Genomic DNA, 20888 nt, shown 5'->3' with positions numbered 1-20888 from the left:
CTCGAAAGGACTTTGACCAGCAATGGCCGAAGAGAACACCCCGGCGCCCGAAGGCGACCCGGCGGACGCGGTGAACAGCACCGGCGGTCTGCGGATCGAGCCCGTCGGGCTCGAAACCGAGATGCAGCGCAGCTACCTCGACTACGCGATGAGCGTGATCGTCTCGCGCGCCCTGCCCGACGTGCGCGACGGCCTCAAGCCGGTGCACCGTCGCGTGCTCTACGCGATGTACGACGGCGGCTACCGGCCCGAGAAGGGCTTCTACAAGTGCGCGCGCGTCGTCGGCGACGTGATGGGCACCTACCACCCGCACGGCGACACCTCGATCTACGACGCGCTGGTCCGGTTGGCCCAGCCGTGGTCGATGCGGATGCCGCTGGTGGACAGCAACGGCAACTTCGGCTCTCCGGGCAACGACCCGGCTGCGGCCATGCGGTACACCGAGTGCAAGCTCAAGTGGCTGTCCATGGAGATGCTCCGGGACATCGACGAGGAAACCGTCGATCTCCAGGACAACTACGACGGCCGCAACCAGGAGCCGACGGTCCTGCCGGCCCGTTTCCCGAACCTGCTCGTCAACGGCTCCGCGGGCATCGCGGTCGGCATGGCGACCAACATCCCGCCGCACAACCTGCGCGAGGTCGCGTCGGGCGCGCAGTGGTTCCTGCAGAACCCGGACGTTTCGGCCGAGGAGCTCCAGGACGCCCTGATCGAGCGGATCAAGGGCCCGGACTTCCCCAGCGGTGCGCTCGTCGTCGGCCGGCGCGGGATCGAGGACGCGTACCGCACCGGTCGCGGCTCGATCACCATGCGTGCGGTGGTCGAGGTCGAGGAGATCCAGAACCGGCAGTGCCTGGTGGTCACCGAGCTGCCCTACCAGGTCAACCCGGACAACCTCGCGCAGAAGATCGCCGACCTGGTCAAGGACGGCAAGATCGGCGGCATCGCCGATGTCCGCGACGAGACCTCCTCGCGTACCGGCCAGCGCCTGGTGATCGTGCTCAAGCGCGACGCGGTGGCCAAGGTCGTGCTGAACAACCTGTACAAGCACACCCAGCTGCAGGACACCTTCGGCGCGAACATGCTCGCGCTGGTGGACGGCGTCCCGCGCACGCTCTCGATCGACCTCTTCATCCGCAACTGGGTGGAGCACCAGATCGAGGTGATCGTCCGGCGGACCCGCTTCCGGCTGCGCAAGGCCGAGGAGCGCGCCCACATCCTGCGTGGTCTGCTCAAGGCCCTGGACGCGATCGAGGAGGTCATCGCGCTGATCCGGGCCTCGAACACGGTCGACGAGGCGCGCACGGGCCTGATCGGGCTCCTGGAGATCGACGAGATCCAGGCCAACGCGATCCTGGAGATGCAGCTTCGCCGGCTGGCCGCCCTGGAGCACCAGAAGATCACGGCCGAGCACGACGAGCTGATGGCGAAGATCACCGACTACCAGGCGATCCTGGCCTCGCCGGACCGGCAGCGGCAGATCATCAGTGAGGAACTGGCCGCGATCGTCGACAAGTTCGGCGACGACCGGCGCAGCGCGCTGGTGCCCTTCGACGGTGACATGTCCATCGAGGACCTGATCGCCGAAGAGGACATCGTCATCACCATCACGCGTGGCGGCTACGTCAAGCGCACCCGGACCGACCTGTACCGCTCGCAGAAGCGCGGCGGCAAGGGCGTGCGCGGCGCGCAGCTGAAGCAGGACGACATCGTCGACCACTTCTTCGTGACCACCACGCACCACTGGATCCTGTTCTTCACCAACAAGGGCCGGGTCTATCGGGCGAAGGCGTACGAGCTGCCGGACACCGGTCGCGACGCGCGTGGACAACACGTGGCGAACCTGCTCGCGTTCCAGCCGGACGAGAAGATCGCCCAGGTGCTCGACCTGCGCGACTACGAGGTCGCGCCGTACCTGGTGCTGGCGACCAAGGCCGGTCTGGTGAAGAAGACCGCGCTCAAGGAGTACGACACCAACCGCGCGGCCGGCGTGATCGCGATCAACCTGCGCTCGGACGAGGCCGGTGACGACGACGAGGTGATCGGCGCCGAACTGGTCTCCGCCGACGACGACCTGCTGCTCGTGAGCAAGAAGGCGCAGTCGATCCGGTTCACCGCCACGGACGAGACGCTGCGGCCGATGGGTCGGGCGACGTCCGGGGTAAAGGGGATGAGCTTCCGCGAAGGTGACGAACTGCTGTCGATGAACGTGGTGCGCGAGGGTACTTTCGTGTTCACGGCCACCGATGGGGGCTTCGCGAAGCGAACCAGTGTGGATGAATATCGCGTCCAGGGACGTGGGGGCCTCGGTATCAAGGCCGCCAAGATCGTCGAGGACCGAGGTTCACTCGTCGGGGCGCTCGTCGTGGACGGCACGGATGAAATCCTTGCCATCACGCTCGGCGGGGGAGTGATCCGCACCCGCGCCGCGGGTGTCCGGCACACCGGACGTGACACGATGGGTGTGCAGCTGATCAACCTGGGTAAGGGCGACGCCGTTGTCGGCATCGCACGTAACGCCGAACCTGAGCCCGAGGCCGAGATCGACCCTGAGGTCGACGGGGCCGAAGCCGGTGCGGCCGATGGCACGCACGAGCCGACCTCCACCGTCGAAGGGGAGGTCGCGCCCGGCGGGCAGGAAGGGTGACGCGTGAGCACAGACCGGAAGTCGGCCGGCGGGAGAGGCGAGCGCGCCGACCGGGGTCGGGCCGGCGGGCGCGCTGACAGCACGAGCCGCAGCGAGGCGGCACCGCCCCCCACGGGGCCGGTGCCGCCGAAGCCGGCAGCCCCACCCCCCGCGCACGGAGCCGGGTCCACCGGGGACGCGGCGGCTCGCCCGCCGCGTCCTTCGGCGGCCACTCCGTTCGCGTCCCCCTTCCCGCCCGCGGCAGCGGCCGGCGAAGGCACGGAGCGGCCGCCGGCCGCGGTCAACGGCAGCAAGGCCGCCCCCCGCCCGACGGGCGGCGGCACGATCACCTCGCCGCGCCCTACCCGGGGCACCCCGGCCGGCGGAGTCCCGTCGACCGCTCACCGAGTGGGGCAGCCCATGGCGCAGCAAGGGCGGTCCGGGCCGGAGGCACAGGCCCGACCGATCGCGCGCTCCCGGCGGGCCCGGCTGCGGGCGGCCCGGGTGGACCCGTGGTCGGTGATGAAGGTCGGGTTCCTGCTGTCCCTGGCACTGGGTGTGGTGCTGATGGTCGCGGTGACCGTGCTGTGGCTGGTCCTGGACGGCCTGGGCGTGTTCGCCTCGGTCGGGGACACGGTCAAGGAGGCGACCCAGTCGGAGAGCAACGCCGGCTTCGACCTCCAGCACTTCCTGTCCTTGAAGAACACCCTCTTCTTCAGCGGCATCGTGGCCATCGTCGACGTCATCCTGGTGACCGCGCTGGCCACCCTCGGCGCATTCCTCTACAACCTCACCGCGTCGTTCACGGGCGGCATCGAGGTCACGCTGGCCGAGGAGGACTAAGGATTTTGGAGGCGGGCAAGCGGTGCGGTACGCTCTCTGAGCACGCACGCGGGCCTATAGCTCAGACGGTTAGAGCGCTTCCCTGATAAGGAAGAGGCCACAGGTTCAAGTCCTGTTAGGCCCACTCTCAAAAGTGCAGATCAAGGGCCCTTCTCCGTGTCTTGGGGAAGGGCCCTTGATTCGTCTTGGGGGAGGTTCGGGGGGAATCCGGATCAGGCCGCTTGGTTGCCCTCCGAGTCGGCGATCACCGGTCCCAGGTGCGGAAGCAGACCGACGAGCGTTTCCCGTTCGTTCGCGTCGAGCGCCAAGAGCGAGCCGTCCCAGCGAGCCTCAAGGACGTCGGATACCCGCTGCTCCATTTTCGGCGTCACGTGTTGGTAGACCCGTGCGATACCCGGCATCTTGTGGCCGAGGCGAGCCCACCGGGCGACGTCCGGCACATCATCGTCTGCGAGCCACGGCGGAGACGATCGCCCCGGGCGACAGCGGCGGCTGCCGGCGCGATGCGTTCAAATTTTCTCTACGTGTTCAAGGCGGCCCCGCACGCGGGGCCGCGCGGTACTAAGCCGCCGGCGCGGCCCCCAGCAGGTTCGGCACGAGTTCGATGGTGCCGACGGCCAGGCCGGCCCGCTCGACCACCGCACGATGGATATTGGCTGGATGCACCTCCGCGGGTACCCGAGGGATGCCCCGCAGTAGCACCGAGGCCAGCGCACGCGTGAAGGGACTGATGCCGTCCGCCGCCTTGCTTGGAGGGTTGATCACACCCCAGACCGGCAGGCTGCCTGTCAGCACTGATGCGTTGTCACGAAGTGGCGCCCAGCTCTGCATATCCGTCGCAAAGTCCGCGATGACCAGGGTTTCGCTACGAGGCCGGGAACGCAGGGCGTTGACCAGCCATTCCCACGGCAACCCGTCATACCGAACACTGCGCGGAGTCGAGTCCCGCAGGCCGAGGTGCAGGGCGCCGGTACGGTCGAACATCAGCAGGCCCGAGACGTAGACGACCACAGGGCCCGGGTTCCGCCCCGCCGCTTTGATGCGACTCAGAACGGAGTGCGGGTTGACCGCGTCGTCTATCTGAACCACGTCGACACCCGAGGCCCGAGGGGCGAAGTGCGAAGACGGTATTTCGGTCATCGCACCCAGGTTGGCGCCGTTGCCGCGCAGCTGTCGACGTGACGCATGGTGCCGGGCGCCCTCGATCAGCAAGAGGTGGCCCCGTACTGCAAGGCTCATCGTCACCCTCCGTGGCGAGATCAAGAGAAGAGTGAAGCTACCAAGCGCCGTTGTCGTTTGGGTAGGGATGTCGAATGCGCAGGCCGATGGCGACCACGATCATCGAAACTCTTCGGCTGTAACTGAGTTACCGCAACGCCCCGTCACAGCAGTCAGCCCGTGTGACGGGGGTTGGGCTAGCTCAACGAACCTTCGATCGTTTCGAAGATGTCGGAGTCGGTTTCCCGCTGCCAGTCCGGTAGATCCGACCAGTCGGCGACGTAGCCCGGCTTGGGATCCTCGAAGTGCCTGAACATCTGCGCCGTCCAACAGATGGCGACGAATCGCCCCTTCTGTTCGCGTGTCAGCCTGGCTGCGTGGCCCGCGCTCAGTTCGAGAAACTGACGAATCTGGTTGTATACGGCGCCTGCTGCCTTACGTTCCCACTCCGGGGTGTCGTCCCAGGGCGTCACGTACCCCGGCTTGGGTTCACCCGGGAAGTGCTTGTGCACGCTCGAAATCCACGTCTCGCGGAACAGTCGTGCCCCGTCATGATCCGACATGTCTAACCTTTCCTCAGGCCGTGTTCAGAGCGATGATCTCGGCTCGCAGTTCGGCGATGCGATCGTCGTGGGCCGGCGGCCCCAGCTCGATGAGAAGCCCTTGGAGCCTACGGGCGACGTACCCGGATGAGGACTCACGAGCGAGCTGAATGGCTTCCCGGCAGTAGGTCACCACCTGCTCCGAGTCCCGCCGTTTGGCCCCGATGGCTGCCAGGTCGGTGAGCACGGCCGCGCGCCGCCGGAACGATTGCCCAGGTGCGAGCGCACCTTGATCAAGTGCACCGACCAAGACGCGCTCGGCCAGGTCGAGCCGGCCCAACTGCACGTACCGGGCTCCGCGTTCTTCGGCGAGTCGAGATCCATCGAACCGAAGCCAGCCGCCCTTGCGACCCGGTCCGTCGAGTTCGGCGACCTTCTCCGCGTCGTCGAGCGCGCTTTCGCAGGCCGTCAAATCCCCGAGGCCGGCATACGCTTCTGCCTGAACACAGGCAACCCAGTGACGTGTAGAGAGTGAACTGTCTCCACGGCGTGCGACCCGCTCTGCTCCCAGCAAGGTCCGGGCCGCCTGTTGATAGCGCTTTTCGTACAGCTCGACATACGCGTGTCGGACCAGGGCGCATGCCCAAAGATCGAATGATCCGGCATCTCTGCTGGCTGTCGCTGCCATGGAGTAGGAGGCCGCAGCTTCCGAGTAGCGATCTCCGTCGAAGGCCAGCTAACCGGCCAGTTGGAAGAGATCAGCAGCAGCGCCACACAGTCCTCGAAACTCTGTGCCCGACCCCCGTTCGAGCGAACTGCCCAGCGTGGAGAGCTGGTCGCGCACAATCGGGTACATCGAACCCTTCGTCCGGGCCCGCAGGTACGCCTGCCACAGGTGCTCGTTCATCTGTAGATGATCGGACGAGTGTCCCCGCTGGATTCCTTCCGCCAGGGCTTCGGCGCTCCCAACAGGGAGAGATGTAAGGGCACTTGTCACGGCAATCGCGCGCAGGAAGTCGCGTCGAATCATGTCGTCAATGCTCCCCGAGTCGGGGTTGTCGCCTAACGGCACCCCCGTGAACCTCTCCGAGACGGCCTCCGGTGTGACCACCAAGGCGTCCAGTTCGGTGAGGTCGAGTTGCAGCAACGCCGCTGCCTTCGGGCGAAGTTGAGGCTGTGGGGTGGTGTCTCCCCGCTCCCAGCGGCCAACCGTCGTTCGGTCGACACCGAGCGCATGTGCGAACGACTCCTGACTGTAGCCCAGGAGCTTTCGCCGATCTGCAAGGTTCACCAAGGCCCCTTTCCCCGTCTCGCCCTGGACTACCAGGTGACGAAGCCTGTGCATCCGATGTGTATCAAGAGTGCCGCGACGATGCAGTGGAGAAGCCCGATTCCACACGGTTCGCTGGGGCAATGACATCCGTTCACAACGCTGAAGCGATGGCACTGCCCATTGAGCACCGGATTTCAATCGGCACCTATCAGCTTGCGCCGGGTGGGTCCCGAAGCGCTGTTCGTCCCTCCGAGACCTTCACGAGCTACGCCATGCCGGCAGACAGAAGTCCCGAGCCTCCGTGTGTGTGTTCGCCAGGCTGCCTCTACCTGCGCACCGACCACTGAACTGCCCTGGTGTCTGCGCCCGCACGTGGTCACCAGGGCGCCCGACCCGGCGTGCCGCGCTGATCTCTCCGCACAGCACGGCACGCCGGGCACCAACCGAGTCACAAGGAACGAGCGCATGGGTTCGAAACCGGAGTGTCCACCCGGTGAGTGCACCGAGGTTCAGGAAGGGCCGGCCATCTGCGGCACCCGAAAAATGAGGTGCACCAAGTGTGGCCGGGTGCGAGTAACCGGGGTGTAGAACGTCCGACGAGGAAGGTTCCATGAGTCCGAAACCTCTTACCGCCGAGCGCACGAACGGGCGACCGCTGTCGACCCCGCGTGAAGTTGCCCAACGCACGGCGATTGTTCGGCAGGCGCGCCGCTGGTATCTCGCGTGTGCCGGTACGGCGTCCCGCGGTCGCAGACACGGGGTCGTGTCGTGACCGGCCCCCGCTTCGCCGTCGATTCGCGGGGCCGCGTGGCACCCGTTTTCGTGGCGCGTGAACTGCCGCGCGAGGAGCCCAGGCGCATTCCTGAGCGATACGCCGTAGGCGATTGGGTGGCTTCGCTGCCGGGCCGCCGGCACAGCATCACGTGTGGAGTTGTCGAGCGTGCCCAGGATTGCAATGGGCTCGACCAGGACCAGGTTCTAGCCGTGGTCGCCGGCGGCTTGCCGTACATGGTGCAGGCGTCCGAGGTCTATCGGGTCGAGCCGCCGTCGAGCGGGAGCAGGGCATGACCGGGCCAGGGCACCCCCGATCGCTTCCCGAGCTTGCCGAGGCGTGCGATCAGTGGACACGGCAGCCGCGGGAGATCATCCGCACCGTTGCTCGTGACGCCGGACCCGCCATGCACGACGCCATTGTGACTGCCGGGCATTGGGGGTCGTTGTCGCCGACCGAGCGTGCCGGCGTGGTGTGGGACATGACTACCGCCCATGGCGTCGGTACGACGGATGCCCGGCATTTCGACGTCGCCGGCATGGGAGTGCGCATGGCTGAGTTGGCCGCCGCAATCAGGTACGCACACCTGTTGTCCGGGGGACACAGGTGGGGGCCGCGCATCGACGGAGGACGACTCGCCGACGAAGCCAACGCTTCATTGCGATCACTGCCCGAAGGATGGCGAGCCGAGGGGTTGCGACGTATCGCACTCGGCGGCCTGGACCCGCTCGGCGCAGCACGGTCGGCAGCGATGGCGATCAACATGGCGCGCAACGTGTACGGGATCGCGCCGGAGTAACAACCCAGGATCGGCCCCGCTCGGATGTCCGAACGGACGCCGGGTGAGGTCTGCAAGGTACCGAAGCACGCCTAGCGAAAGGTGGAACGAGCATGACAAGCACCGTCACACCGAGCGCCGCAACGGGGGTGCGCATCCCCGAAGCGGTGCGCGCAAGGCTCATTGCCCGCATCCGTGCGGACCGTCCCGAGATCACCACCGAACTCGCCGACCGGATCGTGTCCGGCACGGCCGTGTTCCTCACGGTCGCCGCAGCGAACCCGGAGGCACCGATGACCCCTTCGGCCTTGGTCGACGTCGGTTGGCACGCGTGGGTGCTCCACACGGTCGACTACGCCAAGTTCTGCGACCGGATCGGTCGGTTCGTGCACCACGTTCCGGACACCATGCCGCGCACGATGGCCCACGGTCGAGTGGGCGTCACCAGCACGGTTGAGGTGATCAAGGCGGCCGGCTATCCGGTCGACGCCGAGTTGTGGGCGGTCGCCGCCGGCGACTGCGACAGCAAGTGCACCCAGTGCTACGCGGGTTGCAGCGACAGCCCGTGATCACAAGAGGGGTGCCCCGAAACGGAGTTGTCCGAGGCGGGGCGCCCCTTCCTTCACCTGTTCGTCCTCTAGTGAGAGAGCACCGACAATGCCCCGTCGCCACGCTTGGACCGAGCTACCCGAGTCGGTCCGGGAAAAGATCCAGAGGCACACCGGTCCGGTCCTTTCGACGCGCGTCCCTGAGTTCGGCAAGTCGTCGGAGTTCTCGGCGACGCTCGACACCGCGGATGGTCCGGTGTTTTGCAAGGGCGTTCGAGCAGACCGGACTTTCGCGTGGACACACCGCAATGAGGCTGCCGTAGCCCCGCATCTGCCCGCGTCGCTCGCTCCGCAACTGCTTTGGGAGGTTACGCAGGACGGGTGGTTGATGCTGGGCTTCGAGTTCGTACGCGGCCGGTACCCGTCGCTGTCGCCGACGTCCGGCGACCTGGACGTGATCGGCGACCTGGTGGTCACTATGGCCGAGGCTCTGACCCCGTGTCCGTCCGCCGCCCGGCGCTCGATCACCGACCGATGGAGCGGGGCGCCCGGGTGGGCCGCCGTCCACACACAGTCGCCTGACGATCTCGACCCATGGGCGCGCACGAACGTCGGGATACTCGCGACGCTCGAACGGGGTGTATCGCTGGATGGGGACACTCTTGTCCACTCCGACCTGCACCCGGCAAACATGCTCATCGAAGACGGACACGTGCGCGTGATCGATTGGGCATGGTCGGCGCGCGGTGCCGCATGGATCGATCCCGCTTATCTGGTTGTTCGACTCATGCACGAAGGGCACTCACCCGAGGTGGCCGAAGCGTGGGCGGTGCACGCGCCCGCGTTCGCCAAGGCGCCCAAGCCTTTGATCACGGCGTTCGCCGCGAAGCTCTCCGGCATGTGGGAGCACATCGCACGCTCGCCCCAGGCACGCCCACACGCTCGGGAACTTGCCGACACCGCCCGTCGATGGGTCCGATACCGGCTCGACTGATGCGACGACCCCAACCCGCACATCGATATCCCCCACCCGAACGCGAATACCAGCGAAGGTCGACATGAACTACCGATGGTCAACCGTGCCCTTTGTGCTGCGCGATGCCATCGAGTCCGACATAGGTCACGTGCGCACGGCCAGTCCACTCGAGTGGATGCGCAGCGTGCCCATGGTGGCGGTACTTCGAACACGCACCCATCGAGCCGTGGTCGTCAAGGCAGCACCGGAATCCCATATCAGCGGGGCTGAGTACCTACGCCGCGAAGCCGTGGCTGCGCCGCGCGTCGCCGAACTCGCGACGCAAATGCTAGGCACCTACCAGGTGGGCGGGTGGGTCGCGAACATCACTGCGTTTCACCGTGCGCGGTTCGTGAACCTCAGCCCGGAGTCCCCGGATCTGCCGCGCGTCGCACGCGCCTTGGACGCCGCGAGACGCACCCATTACGGTTCGCCGCTGCCGTCCCTGTCCGATCGATGGTCGGACGTGCTCAGTGCGGATGACCGGCACCTGTTGAGGGGACAGTTTCTGCTGCACACGAACCTGCACCCGACCAACCTGTCGATCTATTCGGCGCTGAGCGTCCCGAGGGTTCACATCGTGGGATGGGGGCGCGCCGTACTCGGACCAAGATGGGCCGAATTCACCCTGTTTTACCGACAGTTGCGCCGAGCAGGTCACACACCGTCCGGCGCGGTCGCGTGGCTCCACCAGTTCCCCGAGTGGCGTACGGCAGCCCTGCCCGAACGCGTCACCGCGCTTGCTCGCGCGATGCAACTCGGCGCCTCACGACATGACCATGACATCTGGGCCGAACTGGTCAGCCCCCCAGCACGGTAAAGCCGTCCGGCATCGACCAAGTGCCGGAATCGAAGTGCCCGGCGACCGCGGGAACGGTCGCCGGGTGAGCCGATCAGCGAACCCTGAACAGGAGCTGACAAGCCATGGCACACCTTATTGAGCTGACCCGCGTTTGATGGAGTCGGCGATCGTGTGTTCAGGCGGTGTGACGGCTGGCTTCCTGGGTTCGCCAGTACGCTTGCTCGTACTCGACGGGCGGCACGTAGTCGAGGGCTGAATGCAGGCGCTCGTCGTTGTACCAGGCCGGCGGCTGGTCGGCCCACCGGGTCAGTCGCGCAGGGCGGCCGGTTTCTTGTTGCCCTGCTTCGCGTCGGTGCTGGTGAGTTCGCCCCAGTAGATCATCCGGTTCCGGGAGGTGAACTCCGGATCGCACGTGGTCAGGGTGATCAGCCGGCGGCCGGCCGGGCCGCCCAGGTCCGGCGGTCGGGCGGTGAGCACGGAGCCGTTGGACGGCTTGGTGATGAACGGACCCTTGACGATCGTGTAGGTGAACCACTGGCTCTTGGTCTCGACGACCACCTTGTCGCCCGCCTTGAGCTTGTTGAGGTAGCGGAACGGCTCGCCGTGCCCGTTGCGGTGCCCCGCAACCCCGAAATTGCCCGCGCCGCCGGGGCCGATGTAGGGCGGGTAGGTGTAGTGGCCGACGCCCTTCGAGAGGGACGCCAGGCTCGATCCCTCGATGATCGGCCGGAACCAGTCCGAGCCGAGCCGGGGGATCCACAGGATGGCCAGTGTCTCGCCGCGGATGCTGTGCGAACCCTGCACCTTCTGGCCGTCCTTGCCGCCGTCGACGCTGACGTCGGTGGGGCCGTCCAGGACGTCGCTCGGCGGCAGTGCCGCGGGCGGCCCGGATTCCGTCGCCTCGGATTCCGCCGCCCCGGGGTGCTTGGCCCAGTCCTTGCGCAGTTGCTCGACTTCGCTCCGGGCCGCGGCCTCGGCCTCGAAGTTGGTCCAGTAGAGCTGGTGGACACACAGCAGCAGACCGACCAGACCGAGTGTCAGGAGGAGTTCCGCCCCGACGCGAATCGTCTTGCGTACAACGCCCATGAACCGACAGCTTGGCACAGACAAGCAGTATGGTCAGGTCCCGGAGACCGGAATGTGATGCGTCGTCACTTGGCCGCGGCGAGCAGCGCGTCCGGTTTCCCCTTCGTCCGGGGCCGCTCCTCCTCCAGATGCCCCCAGACGATCAGCCGGTAGGTGGACGCCCCGTCCGGGGTGCACGTGGTGAGCGTGATGTAGCGGCCGGCCTTCTTGTACGGGCCCCGGTCCGGGATCGGGTCGATCACCTCGATGTGCTGCGGCGAGGTCTGCGGCAGGTCCGCGTCGATGGTGTACGTGAAGTAGGTCGTGGCGGTCTCCACGACCACCTTGTCGCCCGGCTTGAGCTTGTTGATGTAGCGGAACGGCTCACCGTGCCCGTTGCGGTGCGCGGCCACCGCGAAGTTGCCCTGGGTGTCCCACGGCATCGCCGTCTGCGGGTCCGTGTAGTGGCCCACCAGGCCGTTGTTGAGCACCTTGGCCCGATCGGTGCCCTCGGCTATCGCCTGCTTCTCCATCCCGATCCTGGGGATGTACAACAGTGCGAATCCCTTGTTCGGCGCGACGAATTGGCCGGGGTTGCGCGGATCCACCGCAGCCGGGTCGCCCCAGCTCTGCTGTATGTTGTGCGCCTCGTCCCGGGCCTTCCCCTCCGCCACGATGTTCGTCCACCACGTCAGGTAGACCACGTACAGCACCAGCAGCAGGCCCACCGTCATGGCGAGTTCGCCGACGAATCGGGCGCCTGCGGACAGCACCCGCGAACTCGTCGACGGCTTGGCCGCCCGGCGTCGGGCGGCCCGACCGGCCCCCTCGGGGACCGCCGGAGCGGTGGGCGGTCGGCCGCCGGTTCGCCCCGGCTTCCTCCGCTGCGCCTTGCGTCGGGCCGCCCGCCCACCCGGGACGGTGGGAGTCGCGGCCGTCGGACTCGACCGCACGGCCGGGGCCAGCGCCGGGTCGACCGCGGGATCGCGAAGCGGGGCAACGGCCGGGTCGAGCACCGGCCCGCCGACCGGCGCCTGCGCATCGGCCCGAAGCCACACGTCCCGGTCGTCCATGGGCTCGGCCGGCGACGGTCGAACGGCAGGCACTCCCGACACCCGTCGAACGGCGGGCAGCCCCGCCGCCCCCGGCGTCACGGGAAACGGCTGCGTCGGCGCGACCGGCGGCGTCCCGCCCGGAGTCTGCGGCCCGGCCGCGGCCGCCCGGTTCTGCGCGGCCCGTCGGCGCGCCGCGCGACCACCGGGGATCGGCTCGGAAACGGCGGGAAGGGCCGCCGTGGGCGGTTCCGCGAAGCCGGGCTGGACCAGGTCGGCCGAGTATGCTCCGGCCGCGTATGGGGCGATCTCGCCGGATCCGTACCCGCCCTGGGGCGTCGGCGCCTCGGTCAGGCCGGGAGCGGCGTGCGCCCCACGACGGGAGCCAGACCCGTCGACCGGGCCGGCGCCGTCGGGTCCCCGCACGTCACCAGCCAGTTCGCCAGCATCCGGTGGCCGTACTCCGTCAGCACCGACTCCGGGTGGAACTGCACGCCTTCGACCGGTCGGTCGCGGTGCCGCAGGCCCATGATCACGCCGGTCCCGGTCCATGCGGTCACCTCCAGTTCGGCCGGAATCGTGTCCGGATCCACCGCGAGCGAGTGATAGCGCGTCGCGGTGAACGGCGACGGCAGGCCGGCGAAGACGCCCGACCCCTCGTGCTCCACAGGGCTGGTCTTGCCGTGCAGGAGTTCGGGGGCCCGGCCAACGGTAGCGCCGTGCGCCGCCGCGATGGACTGCATCCCCAGGCACACCCCGAAGACCGGCACCCGGCCGCCCTCGCGACGGACCATCTCCATGCAGATCCCGGCATCCTCGGGTGTTCCGGGCCCGGGCGAGAGCAGTACGCCGTCGAACTCCTCGGCCTCCTCGACGGTCACCGCGTCGTTGCGTCGCACCTCGCAGGTCGCGCCGAGTTGGTACAGGTACTGCACGAGGTTGAAGACGAAGCTGTCGTAGTTGTCCACGACGAGAATGCGCGCGCTCATCCGGGCAGCCCTCCCGGCAGCGCCGCGGGGGAGGTCGCGCCGGTCGCACCGGCCGGGCGCGGTGCGCCGCCCGGGCCGGTGGTGTTCGTGACGTTCTCCTGATCGACCGTCACGTCACTGAACGGGAGCAGCGGTTCCGCCCACGGGAAGACCCACGTGAACAGCGCGTACACGATCGCCAACACCAGGAGCAGGGAGATCAACAGCTTCACCCACACGTTCCCCGGCAGGGTGCGCCAGATCCAGCCGTACATCAGGCCCAGGCCCTCTCTCGCTCGCCGCCCGCGCGGCTCGACTCGCTCATCCCTGCAACGCCGCGGGCTTGCCCGCCGCCAACGGAGTACGCGACTCCAGGTGGCCCCAGACGATCAATCGGTGCGTGCTGCCGAACTCAGGTTCGCAGGTGGTCAGGGTGATGTATTTCCCGGGAGTCCTATAGGCCTTCTCCGGGACGGCGTCGAGCACGTGCACGTCCTCGGGAATGGTCTTCAGGACCGCCTTGTCACCGTTGAGGCTGACCGGCTTGTCGATCGAGTAGACGAACCACTCCGTTATGCCCTCGATCACGATCTTGTCGCCCACTTGCAGCTTGGGCACGTTCAGGAACGGGTCGCCGTACGTCTTGCGGTGCCCGGCGATCGCGAAGTTGCCGTCCTCGCCCGCCTGCGCGCTGCCCTTGTACCAGCCCAGGCCCTTCTGCAGTTCCTTGGGCGAGACGCCGGGGCGGATCGTCTTGTACCAGTCGCTTCCGAAGCGGGGTACGTACATGGTGCCGAACGGTTCGCCGTCCTCGTACGGAGCCTGCTTGGGCGCCTGCGCGACCGGCACGTCCCTGGGCATCGCCGCCACGGTCCGCTTGCGCGCCTCGTCGAGCTTGCGCATCTCGTCGGCCCGCGCCCGATCGGCCAGCACGCCGGTCCAGTAGAGCTGATAGACGACGAACAACAGGATGACGACGCCCAGCGTGATGAAGACCTCCCCGAGGCCTCTCATCGTGGTCCGCAACACTGCCGTCAGACTCCCCTCGGTTCACCGCTGCCGATCACGTCCCGGAGACTTTCGCATACTCCAGGCCGAGGGGCCCCGTATACCCCGGCGCGTCCAGGCGCTTCTTGTCCTCGACCTTCCAACCGAGTCCGAACGCCTCGACATAGTCGGTGTAGTTGGACACGCTCTTGCTCTGTTCCAACGCGCGCCGCAGGGCACCGGTATCGCCCACCGCCGAGATCACGTACGGCGGCGAGTACACCCGACCGTGCAGGATCAGCGTGTTGCCGACACACCGCACGGCCGAGGTGGCCACGATCCGCTGGTCCATGATCTGGATCGCCCGTGCGCCGCCGCTCCACAGCGCGTTCACCACACCCTGGATGTCCTGCTGGTGCACCACCAGGTCGTCCGCGGTGGGCTCGCGCACCCCGGGCACCCGTGACTTCGCGTCCGGCGGGGCGTCGGTCAGGGTCACCGTCAGTCCCTCCCCGGACACCGGGGTGACCCCGGCCGGATCCGCGACCGCGTCGATCCGACCGCGTGCCTGCGGGTCGTTGGCCTGCTCCTGCACGAGCGAGTCCACGTCCTTTTGCAACCGGGACAGATCCTGCTGGGCACTCTCGTTGCGCCGGCCCTGGTCCCGGATCACATCGGACAGCCGAAGCATCTGCGCGTCGCTGCGCAGATTGGTGCCGTGTGAGGTGTCCGCGCTGATCCAGAACAGCAGCCCGGCCAGGGCGAACACCACAAGAGCGGACAACCGGGGTACGATCGCACGCCAAGTCGTTCCGAACGGCCGCATGGCGAAGATACGCACGTCGCCGTACCCTCCTTCCGGACCTGACAGCGACTACGCTAACCGACACATCACCGGATCGTGTCGCGTGTGCTGCGCACCCACTCGTCCGGCTACATCGACAGGAGAGACTCTCGTGCCGAAGTCCCGGATCCGTAAGAAGGACGACTTCACCCCGCCGCCGCCCAAGAAGACGACCATAAAGCTGGACTCGCGCCGCTGGGTCGCGCCGTTCATGCTGGCTCTCTTCGCGATCGGCCTGCTGTGGATCGTGGTCTTCTACGTGACCGACATGCGCTTCCCGGTCGAGTCCCTGAAGAACTGGAACATCGTCGTCGGCTTCGGCTTCATCGCCGCCGGCTTCGGTGTGTCCACCCAGTGGAAGTAGCGCATCGGCGCAGGTCAGCGAGTTTCCCCAGGAAGACTCCACAGAGTTATCCACAGTGGGGATAACCAAGCAGATCCTGTGGATAACCCTCCACGGTCCAACGAGTGACCGGGATGCGGGTAACGGCTCGCATCCCGGATTCATCACTTCGGGTCATTGAGCTGATTCACTGCGTGGCCATGGTGGGGCGATCGATCAGCCGATTTGGGCGGTCCGGATCAGCACGATGGCCACGATCACCGCGGACAGCGCGAGCAGACTCCCCACCTGGATCAATGTGCGGTTGCGCTGCGGTGCGTAGACCAGGCCGATCGCGGCCAGGGTGCCGGTGACCAGTCCGCCGATGTGCGCACGCCAGTCGATCGTGCCCATGTTGAGAAACGTGATCATCAGGTTGAGCACGAGCAGGATGGTCAGCGGCCGCAGGTCGTACCGGAGTCGGCGGCCGAGCACGATCATCGCGCCGAACAGCCCGAACAGCGCCCCGGACGCGCCCAGTGAGCCCTGCCGCGGGTCGGCGATCAGGTACGACAGCGCGGTGCCGCCGAAGGCGGAGACCAGGTACAGGGCGACGAACCGGGTCCGGCCGAGCGCGGCCTCCAGCGGGGGCCCCAGCATCCACAGGCCGACCATGTTCAACCCGATGTGCCACACCTGCTGATGCAGGAACGCCGCGGTGAGCAGGCGGTACCACTGGCCCTCGGCGACACCCTGCCACTCGCCCCCGTCGAAGAACCGGCCGACCAGGATCATCCGGTCGACGAACTTGTCGCCGATCACCAGGACCAGGAGGAAGACCGCGAGGTTGAGCCCGATCAGGGTTTTGGTCACGATCGCGTTCGCGGTCGTGGGCGCGACTCGGCCGCCGGCCACGGTGCGCGCCTCGCGGACGGTGCGGGTGCCTTGCCGTACACAGTCCGGGCACTGGAAACCGACCGACGCGCTCACCATGCAATCGCCGCACACCGGGCGCTCACAGCGGGTGCAGCGTATGTTCGACTCGCGGTCGGGATGCCGGTAACACACGGGCGGACCGGCCGGTCCGCCCGTACCCGGTCGTTGTTCGTCGGGGCTCATGCTCACCTTCAAAGCACGCGACGCGGGCCGGGACCCGAAGGCCCCGGCCCGCGTGCTCGGGGTTCAGGACGTGACGGTCTCGACCTCGACGGTGTTGATCAGGACGTCGGAGGTCGGACGGTCCCGCATGTCGGTCTCGGTGCCGGCGATCGCGTCGACGACCTTGCGGCTTTCCGCGTCGGCGACCTCACCGAAGATGGTGTGCTTGTGGTTCAGATGCGGCGTGGTACCCACGGTGACGAAGAACTGGGAGCCGTTGGTGCCCGGTCCCGCGTTCGCCATCGCCAGGAGGTACGGCTTGGAGAACTGCAGATCCGGGTGGAACTCGTCGGCGAAGCGGTAGCCCGGGCCGCCGGTGCCGGTGCCCAGCGGGTCGCCGCCCTGGATCATGAAGCCGGCGATGACGCGGTGGAAGACCGTGCCGTCGTACAGCCGGTCGGTGGTCTTCTGCCCCTTGCCGGGGTGGACCCACTCGCGCCGACCCTGGGAGAGCTCCACGAAGTTCGCGACCGTCTTCGGTGCGTGGTTCGGGAACAGCCGGATACGGATGTCCCCGTGGTTGGTCTTGATGGTGGCGAAAAGTTCCTCGGCCACTGATGCGCCTTCCCTACGGTTACACGGACGGTCTTCTGGAATCCTCGAAATCCTCGCATGCCCCGGCCGGCTCCTGCCACGAGACCGCCGCGGGCACCGTTCCACCGTACGGATCCCCGGCCCGAACGTGGCGCATGATCCCGGGATCGTCGGGAACAGATAGCGGATGAACCCGGCGAGTAGGAGGATGTCGTGACCCGCATGGATCCGGTACGTGAGGCGACCGGCAGGACCAGGGAGCGGCTCGCCCCACACGCCGCCAACGCCAAGGAAGCGGCGGCTCACTACGCGGGCGCGGCTCGTGATCGGGCGGTCGAGACCACCCGCGAACGTGTGGTCCCGGCCCTGGTGCATGCCAAGGACAACGCCGCCCCGCGCGTGGAGCATGCCGTGGAGGCGGCCCGGCATCGGGTCCGCCACGATGTGGTGCCGCGCGTGCATCAGGCGGTCGATCAGGCCCGGGTCGCCGCCGAGCCGGTCCGCGACGAGGCCCTCTCCCGGGCCGGCGCGGCGCTGTCGGTGATCAAGGGCGAGGTGACCGCGGCGGAGATCGAGAAGGTCGCCCGAAAGAAGCGGCGTCGCGGACGCGGCCGGCGCATTCTGCTGATCACCGTGGTCGCCGGTGGCGGCTACGCGGTCTTCACATGGTGGCGTCGACGCAACGCGCAGCCCGAGTGGCTGACCGACGAACCGGAGACGCTGCCGCAGGGCCCGGCGACCACGCCGCGGACGGCCGACTCGTCGGACAACGGGGTCAAGCCGGCCGAGGACGAGTTCCGCTCGTCGGCACCGAAGACCGACTGACCACCACACACCGACGAGGGCCCGCAGCACCGGATGGTGCGGCGGGCCCTCGTCGTGCGCGTGCGCCGGGCCGACGGCAGGGCCAGGCGACCCGGAGTCGCCGCGGTGCGGGCGTTCGCAGGGTGATTCGATCCGGCCCGATCCGATCACAAAAGACCCCGCCGACTGCGTGGTCGCAAGTCGGCGGGGTCCGATCACGTGGAGCCTAGGGGAGTCGAACCCCTGACATCTGCCTTGCAAAGGCAGCGCTCTACCAGCTGAGCTAAGGCCCCTCGGTGTCCGAACCAGATTACCGGTAATCGGAGTCGGCGTTGGACATTACCTCACCCGGAGAAACGGACGTTTCACGTGAAACGCACGTTTCTCCGGGTGGATTCAAGCCTCTGCGGGGTCTCCCGCAGGATCTGCTCAGCGGGTGGCAGTGCCCGCCGGAACCGCGTCCGTCGCCTCGGTCCACAGATCCTGCTCGGCCCGATCCGCCTGGATCTGCCGGTAGACCAACAGGCCACCTACAGCAGCCAAAGCCACCAGGATCAGCTTCTTCATCAGCGTGGCCTCTCCGTCCTGCGAGTGACGTTCGTGCACCTGTCCGCACGCCTGGGGCGCCGCGGCCGGGTTGCGCTCGACAATAACAGGTGCACGGAGGCACCGACCAATACCGAAACCCCCGGTCAGGCGCCGGTCGAACCACCCACCAGGACCCTGGCCGCCGGGTGGGCGCCGACCGTCGTCCGCGACCGTGAAAGGCCCGAGGCCCCGGAAGCGGTTGCTTTCGGGGCCTCGGGCCTTCGTACGGACTACTCGGGATCGCGGGTCAGTTGGGCCAATTGCCGTGGCCGCCGCGGAGGTCGCCGCCGGCGATCGGGTTGCCGCCGCCGCGGTTGTCGCCGGACGGGGGCGGGGACGAGCTGCCGGTGCTGCCGCCGGGGTTACCCGTCGAGTTGGACGGTGGCGGCGTGGTGGTCACCGGCTGCGGGCCCTTGGAGACGGTCAGGTTGACACCCGCACCCTCAGTGATCTTCGAGCCCGCGGTCTGGCTCTGCTTGATCACGGTGCCCGCCGGCTTGTCCGCGCTGAACGCCTCGGACTTGGAGACCTTCAGCTGGAGGTTCTCCAACTGGACCTTGGCATCGTCGTACGAGGTGCCGACCACGTTCGGCATGTCGTGCTGCGGCTTGCCACTGAAGATGTTCAGCGTGACCTTGTCGCCCTCGTTCAGCTCGCTACCGGAGTCGGGACTGGTCGAGCACACCGTGTCGCGCTGGCAATTGGTCAGCGTCTGGCTGCGCTGCACGTCGGCCACCAGGTTCGCGGCCTTGAGCTTGGCCGTGGCGTCTTCCTCGGACAGACCCTTGAGGCCGGTGGGTACGGTGGTCTTCTTCGGACCGCCGAAGGCCCAGACCTGGATCGTGTCGCCCTTCTTGGCGCTCGTGCCCGCCTGGGGGACCTGCGCGCAGATGCTCCCCTTGGCCCCGGTGGCGCCCTGCGGACACTTGGTCGGATCGTCGTTCATGTTGACCTTGAAGCCGGCGTTCTCCACCGCCGTTCTGGCCTCTTCCAGGGTCTTCCCGACCAGGGTCGGCGTGCTCGCCGACTTGTCCTCGCCGTCGCCCATCAGGGCCTTGCCCACGAAGAACGCGGCGACCAGGACGGCGACGCAGGCCAGGGCGAGCAGGATCCACGCGCCGCCCCGGGACTTCCTGGGCTCGTCCCGGCGGCGGTCGCTGTCGTCGAGCTCGTACTGCCCGGTGTTCGGCCCGCGGCCGTGCGCCGGGATGACCTGGGTCGCCCCACCCGCGGTCGGCGGCAGATACTGCGTCGCCGGATCGCCACCCATCGGCGCGGCCATCACGCTCGGTGCGCCCACCGGGAGCCCGTGCAGGGCCCGCTCGATGTCGGCCCGCATCTCGTCGGCGCTCTGGTACCGGTTGTCCGGGTTCTTCGCCAGCGACTTGAGCACGATCGAGTCGATCGTCGGCGACACCTCCGGGTCGAAGGTGCTCGGCGGCAGCGGGTCCTCGCGGACGTGCTGATAGGCCACCGCGACCGGCGAGTCACCGATGAACGGCGGGCGCTCGGTGAGCAGCTCGTAGAGCAGGCAGCCGGTGGAGTACAGGTCGGTGCGGGCGTCCACGGTCTCGCCGCGGGCCTGCTCCGGGGAGAGGTACTGGGCGGTGCCGATCACGGCCGCGGTCTGGGTCATCGTCATGCCGTTGTCGGCCATGGACCGGGCGATGCCGAAGTCCATCACCTTGACCGTGCCCTGCCGGGTCAGCATGACGTTGGCGGGCTTGATGTCGCGGTGGATGATCCCGTTGCGGTGGCTGTACTCCAGGGCCTGGAGCACACCGGCCGTCATCTCCAGCGCCCGCTCCGGCAGCAACCGGCGGCCGGAGTGCAACAACTCGCGCAGCGTCGAGCCGTCCACGTACTCCATCACGATGTACGGGATGGAGATCCCGTCGATGTAGTCCTCACCGGTGTCGTAGACCGCGACGATCGCCGGGTGGTTCAGCGAGGCGGCTGATTGCGCCTCGCGTCGGAACCGGGCCTGGAACGTAGGGTCACGGGCAAGATCGGCGCGCAGTGTCTTGACCGCCACACTGCGTCCCAGACGAATGTCACGGCCCATGTACACCTCGGCCATGCCACCACGGCCGAGGACCGCGCCGATCTCGTACCGGTCGCCGAGGCGACGCGGCTCTTCCATAACTTC

General features: G+C 67.7%; 23 protein-coding genes and 2 tRNA genes. 9 read left to right on the top strand and 16 right to left on the bottom strand.

Features of this window, described 5'->3' with window-relative positions; genetic code table 11:
* Window positions 1-22 precede the first annotated feature (22 nt).
* The 3 genes from gyrA (at window position 23) to A3IC_RS0147730 (ending at window position 3593) form a co-directional block, all read left to right on the top strand.
* Complete coding sequence (gene gyrA, locus A3IC_RS0147740; protein ID WP_020557139.1) at window positions 23-2647, top strand: DNA gyrase subunit A; 2625 nt, start codon at window positions 23-25, stop codon at window positions 2645-2647.
* 399 nt (window positions 2648-3046) lie between these two features.
* On the top strand, window positions 3047-3469 hold the full coding sequence (locus A3IC_RS0147735) for a DUF3566 domain-containing protein (protein WP_020557138.1): 423 nt from the start codon (window positions 3047-3049) through the stop codon (window positions 3467-3469).
* 50 nt (window positions 3470-3519) lie between these two features.
* Window positions 3520-3593, top strand: a tRNA-Ile gene (locus tag A3IC_RS0147730).
* Window positions 3594-3681: 88 nt separating this feature from the next.
* Here the strand turns inward: A3IC_RS0147730 and A3IC_RS60840 are convergent.
* The 5 genes from A3IC_RS60840 to A3IC_RS73285 all read right to left on the bottom strand — a co-directional run bounded on the left by A3IC_RS60840 (window position 3682) and on the right by A3IC_RS73285 (window position 6520).
* Entirely contained in the window at window positions 3682-3870 is a 189-nt protein-coding gene (locus tag A3IC_RS60840; protein ID WP_191864088.1) for a hypothetical protein, read from the bottom strand.
* 160 nt (window positions 3871-4030) lie between these two features.
* A complete protein-coding gene (locus tag A3IC_RS0147720) occupies window positions 4031-4708 on the bottom strand; it encodes a hypothetical protein (protein WP_158696392.1) in 678 nt (225 codons plus the stop codon).
* A 176-nt stretch (window positions 4709-4884) separates the two neighbouring features.
* Complete coding sequence (locus A3IC_RS0147715; RefSeq protein ID WP_020557135.1) at window positions 4885-5250, bottom strand: hypothetical protein; 366 nt, start codon at window positions 5248-5250, stop codon at window positions 4885-4887.
* A 13-nt stretch (window positions 5251-5263) separates the two neighbouring features.
* Entirely contained in the window at window positions 5264-5917 is a 654-nt protein-coding gene (locus A3IC_RS73290; protein WP_321184057.1) for a hypothetical protein, read from the bottom strand.
* A gap of 48 nt (window positions 5918-5965) precedes the next feature.
* Window positions 5966-6520, bottom strand: coding sequence for a helix-turn-helix transcriptional regulator (locus A3IC_RS73285; protein WP_321184056.1), 555 nt, complete (start codon window positions 6518-6520; stop codon window positions 5966-5968).
* A 1046-nt stretch (window positions 6521-7566) separates the two neighbouring features.
* Between A3IC_RS73285 and A3IC_RS69510 the strand changes: the two genes are divergently transcribed.
* The 4 genes from A3IC_RS69510 (at window position 7567) to A3IC_RS0147685 (ending at window position 10435) form a co-directional block, all read left to right on the top strand.
* On the top strand, window positions 7567-8073 hold the full coding sequence (locus tag A3IC_RS69510; protein ID WP_158696391.1) for a hypothetical protein: 507 nt from the start codon (window positions 7567-7569) through the stop codon (window positions 8071-8073).
* Between the two features lie 92 nt (window positions 8074-8165).
* Window positions 8166-8621, top strand: a complete 456-nt coding sequence (locus tag A3IC_RS0147695) for a glycine-rich domain-containing protein (RefSeq protein WP_026219588.1) — start codon at window positions 8166-8168, stop codon at window positions 8619-8621.
* A gap of 88 nt (window positions 8622-8709) precedes the next feature.
* Entirely contained in the window at window positions 8710-9594 is an 885-nt protein-coding gene (locus A3IC_RS0147690) for a phosphotransferase (protein ID WP_026219587.1), read from the top strand.
* A 64-nt stretch (window positions 9595-9658) separates the two neighbouring features.
* On the top strand, window positions 9659-10435 hold the full coding sequence (locus A3IC_RS0147685; protein ID WP_158696390.1) for a hypothetical protein: 777 nt from the start codon (window positions 9659-9661) through the stop codon (window positions 10433-10435).
* Window positions 10436-10723: 288 nt separating this feature from the next.
* On the opposite strand, the gene A3IC_RS60830 is transcribed toward A3IC_RS0147685, so the two are convergent.
* The 6 genes from A3IC_RS60830 to A3IC_RS0147655 all read right to left on the bottom strand — a co-directional run bounded on the left by A3IC_RS60830 (window position 10724) and on the right by A3IC_RS0147655 (window position 15315).
* On the bottom strand, window positions 10724-11503 hold the full coding sequence (locus A3IC_RS60830) for a class E sortase (RefSeq protein WP_020557127.1): 780 nt from the start codon (window positions 11501-11503) through the stop codon (window positions 10724-10726).
* 65 nt (window positions 11504-11568) lie between these two features.
* Complete coding sequence (locus A3IC_RS63645; RefSeq protein ID WP_158696389.1) at window positions 11569-12555, bottom strand: class E sortase; 987 nt, start codon at window positions 12553-12555, stop codon at window positions 11569-11571.
* A gap of 329 nt (window positions 12556-12884) precedes the next feature.
* Window positions 12885-13523, bottom strand: a complete 639-nt coding sequence (locus A3IC_RS0147670; protein ID WP_020557125.1) for an aminodeoxychorismate/anthranilate synthase component II — start codon at window positions 13521-13523, stop codon at window positions 12885-12887.
* Entirely contained in the window at window positions 13520-13777 is a 258-nt protein-coding gene (locus A3IC_RS63640) for a hypothetical protein (RefSeq protein ID WP_020557124.1), read from the bottom strand. The genes A3IC_RS0147670 and A3IC_RS63640 overlap by 4 nt, the downstream gene beginning before the upstream one ends.
* 46 nt (window positions 13778-13823) lie before the next feature.
* Window positions 13824-14516, bottom strand: coding sequence for a class E sortase (locus A3IC_RS0147660; protein WP_052174133.1), 693 nt, complete (start codon window positions 14514-14516; stop codon window positions 13824-13826).
* Between the two features lie 49 nt (window positions 14517-14565).
* Window positions 14566-15315: a DUF881 domain-containing protein gene (locus A3IC_RS0147655; RefSeq protein ID WP_026219585.1), complete on the bottom strand. Its 750-nt coding sequence runs from the start codon at window positions 15313-15315 to the stop codon at window positions 14566-14568.
* A 130-nt stretch (window positions 15316-15445) separates the two neighbouring features.
* On the opposite strand from A3IC_RS0147655, the gene crgA reads away from it, so the two are divergent.
* Complete coding sequence (gene crgA / locus A3IC_RS0147650; protein WP_020557121.1) at window positions 15446-15697, top strand: cell division protein CrgA; 252 nt, start codon at window positions 15446-15448, stop codon at window positions 15695-15697.
* Window positions 15698-15892: 195 nt separating this feature from the next.
* Here the strand turns inward: crgA and A3IC_RS0147645 are convergent, their stop codons facing one another.
* The gene (locus A3IC_RS0147645) at window positions 15893-16774 is read right to left on the bottom strand and encodes a rhomboid family intramembrane serine protease (RefSeq protein WP_026219584.1); all 882 of its coding nucleotides are present in this window, start codon (window positions 16772-16774) and stop codon (window positions 15893-15895) included.
* A gap of 63 nt (window positions 16775-16837) precedes the next feature.
* On the bottom strand, window positions 16838-17368 hold the full coding sequence (locus tag A3IC_RS69505; protein ID WP_020557119.1) for a peptidylprolyl isomerase: 531 nt from the start codon (window positions 17366-17368) through the stop codon (window positions 16838-16840).
* Between the two features lie 201 nt (window positions 17369-17569).
* Between A3IC_RS69505 and A3IC_RS69500 the strand changes: the two genes are divergently transcribed.
* Window positions 17570-18172 carry a DUF5324 family protein gene (locus tag A3IC_RS69500; RefSeq protein WP_020557118.1) on the top strand — a complete coding sequence of 201 codons (603 nt, stop codon included), beginning with the start codon at window positions 17570-17572 and terminating at the stop codon, window positions 18170-18172.
* 199 nt (window positions 18173-18371) lie between these two features.
* On the opposite strand, the gene A3IC_RS0147630 is transcribed toward A3IC_RS69500, so the two are convergent.
* The 3 genes from A3IC_RS0147630 to pknB all read right to left on the bottom strand — a co-directional run bounded on the left by A3IC_RS0147630 (window position 18372) and on the right by pknB (window position 20882).
* Window positions 18372-18444 (bottom strand) — tRNA-Ala (locus A3IC_RS0147630).
* Window positions 18445-18580: 136 nt separating this feature from the next.
* Entirely contained in the window at window positions 18581-18718 is a 138-nt protein-coding gene (locus A3IC_RS69495) for a DLW-39 family protein (RefSeq protein WP_020557117.1), read from the bottom strand.
* Between the two features lie 268 nt (window positions 18719-18986).
* Window positions 18987-20882, bottom strand: coding sequence for a Stk1 family PASTA domain-containing Ser/Thr kinase (gene pknB / locus A3IC_RS0147620; RefSeq protein WP_020557116.1), 1896 nt, complete (start codon window positions 20880-20882; stop codon window positions 18987-18989).
* Window positions 20883-20888: the final 6 nt, after the last annotated feature.

It is taken from the genome of Embleya scabrispora DSM 41855 (genome assembly GCF_000372745.1).
Classification (GTDB): domain Bacteria; phylum Actinomycetota; class Actinomycetes; order Streptomycetales; family Streptomycetaceae; genus Embleya; species Embleya scabrispora.
Note: the sequence above shows the minus strand (reverse complement) of the source record. Positions and strands in the feature narration are given on the sequence as shown.